Annotated in this window: 2 protein-coding genes; both read right to left on the minus strand. The window is 36.3% G+C overall.

What is annotated here, in order from left to right:
- Positions 1-209: 209 nt before the first annotated feature.
- Positions 210-467, minus strand: coding sequence for a hypothetical protein (locus OZD66_RS02650; protein WP_182366263.1), 258 nt, complete (start codon positions 465-467; stop codon positions 210-212).
- A 93-nt stretch (positions 468-560) separates the two neighbouring features.
- Positions 561-2,951, minus strand: a complete 2,391-nt coding sequence (gene gyrB, locus OZD66_RS02655; RefSeq protein WP_275022146.1) for a DNA topoisomerase (ATP-hydrolyzing) subunit B — start codon at positions 2,949-2,951, stop codon at positions 561-563.
- Positions 2,952-3,265: the final 314 nt, after the last annotated feature.

The following is a 3,265-nucleotide window of genomic DNA, read 5'->3' on the forward strand; positions in this document are numbered from 1 at the left end:
CTTAAGTCGTAACTATACGCTGCTGGCATACAAACCCCTCTACCATAAATCCATTCTTACCTTATTTGGATTATTATGAGAAGAGCTATAACTCTATGGGAGGGAAGCAAAATCTGGGATTCGGCCTTAATGGCATTAGCGTTGCATCAGCTTCACCCTCCCTGTGAGGTATTTTAGCTCTAATGCCTCACATCATAAAGATACAAGTGTCAAGCTACTTGGATGACAGGGGAGGGAGGCACTGGGATGACAGGAGAAGGTAGTGGGATGACACCCTGACAACCGTCATCCAGCTGCTTGTTAGCGGGATCTAGAGATACCGCGAATGAATCGCGGCATAACATAGGACTGCTTTCATTCCAGTGCTTGACACTGGAATCCAGCCTTTCTGCAATCTCATCGAAAACGCTGTAACCACTTTCTATGCTAGTTTGCTTGTGAGCAACCTGGATTCCAGTGTCAAGCACTGGAATGACACCGTTATAAAGGAACCAGTGTCAGCTACTTGAATGACACAGTCTTTGCTTGAACCCGTAACGTTCGTACATTTTGCTAAAAGTTCAAATATCAACATCATGCACGTTGAGTGCATTGCTATTAATAAAATCACGGCGTGGTTCAACTATATCACCCATTAGTATTGAAAATATGGAATCAGCTTCTTCACAATCTTTTATTTCAACCTTTAGTAAAGTTCTAGCCTNCTCAGGATTTAACGTAGTATCCCATAGCTGATCAGCATTCATTTCACCAAGACCTTTAAATCTCTGCAGAGTTAAACCCTTTTTACCATAGTCCATTATTATTTTTGCAAGCGTACTTGGAGAAGTGATTCTTATTTCAGTTTCTTGTGATTTTAAAAATGAATCACCATTAAATAAATTACTTATACCATCAAGCAAACTTAATATGTTTTGCATATCTTTGCCTTCAAGCATACTAAGTGCAAATATATATTTGTCTGCCAATCCTTGAAACAATTTAGAGACGTGAATTTCTTTTTCTTCATCTTTTATTTCCACTTCCCAAGTATATTCGCTGTACATTAACTTCAAATACTTTAATATATCATCAGCCGATGATAGAGCATTCTTTTTGCTTAAAATTAGCAATGACTCTAAGAGATTTTGTGGTATCTCTCTATCATAATTTTTGCTAATATTAGAAATGCTAACGCATTTATTCAAAATAAGGCGCAAATCGTTAAATTCTGTAGCTGTACTACTTAGTGTTAATCTTTTAACTGCTGAGTTTATTATATACTCTTCAAAAGTTTCGTCATCTTTAATATAAGTGTCTTTAGCATTCTTTGTAACTTTATAGAGGGGTGGCTGTGCTATGTATAAGTAGCCTTTTTCAATAACTTCACGCATGTGTCTAAAAAAGAAGGTCAGAATCAAAGTTCTTATATGTGAACCATCAACATCTGCATCTGTCATGATGATAATTTTATGATATCTAGCTTTTTCAATATCGAAGTGTTCACTCCCTATTCCAGCACCAATTGCAGTAATTAAAGAGCCTATTTCTGCAGATGAAAAAATACGATCTAAACTTACACGTTCTACGTTTAGAATTTTTCCTCTTAAGGCAAGCACTGCTTGTGTTTTACGATTACGCCCCTGCTTTGCAGTACCACCTGCTGAATTACCCTCTACTATAAATAATTCCGATAACTCAGGAGCTTTTTCCTGACAATCAGCAAGCTTTCCTGGCAGAGTTGCAATATCAATATTGTTTTTGCTTTTAACTAGCTCGCGCGCTTTTCTTGCAGCTTCTCTTCCTTTTGCTGACCTGATTGCTCTTTCTACTATGCTTGCTGCCAATTTGGGATCAGTTTCAAGGATTGTGCTCAATTTATCAGAAACTATACTTTCTACAACTGCACGTGCTTCAGAACTAACTAGTTTATCTTTTGTTTGTGAAGAAAACTTAGGATCAGGCATCTTAAGAGATAAAACACAAGTTAAACCTTCTCTAACGTCCTCTCCAGTTAAATTTACTTTTGCTTTCTTTAAAAACCCTTCATTAGTTGCATAGGTATTGATACATCTAGTTAGTGCAGATCTAAATCCTGCCAAATGCGTACCACCATCTCGTTGCCGTATATTATTAGTGAAACACAACATATTCTCATAGTAGGAATCATTCCATTCCATCGATATTTCCAAGCTGATGCCAAGATCTTCTGCATCTCCTTTCATACTGGCAATTTTAGTTACATGTGTCTTATTCTTATCTAAATACTGCACAAAATTTGCTGTACCAAAATTGTCTTTAGATTGATTGCTCTGATTGAAATGAGATTCTGTATATGGTTCATTGCGCAGATCACGTAAAGTAATGTCGATATTTGAATTTAAAAACGCTAATTCTCTTATACGACTTTCAAGCGTTGAGTAACTGAAATTAATGCCATTAAAAGTCTCTGTTGATGGCATGAACGTGACTTTAGTTCCTCTTTTGTTTGTATTTTCGTTGACTACCTTTAAAGGTTCAATAGACCCACCATCTTCAAAACGCATAAAGTGTTCTTTCTTATTGCGCCAAATAATTAATTCCAACCAGCTTGATAATGCATTCACAACTGAGATTCCAACACCATGTAATCCACCAGAAACTTTATAGGTATTGCTGTCAAATTTACCACCAGCATGGAGTTGAGTCATTATTACCTCTGCTGCTGATATTCCTTCTTCTTCATGAATGTCAGTTGGAATGCCACGACCATTATCAGTTACAGATACTGAACCATCTTTATTTATGCTAACTTCAATTTGATCACAATATCCAGCTAAAGATTCATCTATTGCGTTATCAACAACCTCATATACCATGTGGTGCAAGCCAGATCCATCGTCAGTGTCACCAATGTACATACCTGGACGTTTCCTTACAGCATCAAGACCCCTTAAGATTTTTATTGCATCGGCATTATAACTATTTTCCATGGTATTGCTTCGTTTATGAATGTTAATTAATATTACATTCATATATGCTGATTAGCAACATTTTTAAACTGATAACCCATATTAAAAGCACAACTTTACGAATGTTTATTTTTGAAGACAGCAAATAGTGTCATTCCAATGTGTCTTCCATAACTGTACGAACATTCATTTTTGAAGGTAAATTGCACAACAGATGATGTCATTCCAGTGCTTGACACTGGAATGGCTTTGTTGCATTGCTAGCTATGATGGATTAAAGATAAAAAAGATAGGGAATATCAGTAGCTTATTATTCTGGTATTTATAACAAGAAC

Source organism: Wolbachia endosymbiont of Drosophila baimaii (genome assembly GCF_028982185.1).
Taxonomy (GTDB): domain Bacteria; phylum Pseudomonadota; class Alphaproteobacteria; order Rickettsiales; family Anaplasmataceae; genus Wolbachia; species Wolbachia pipientis.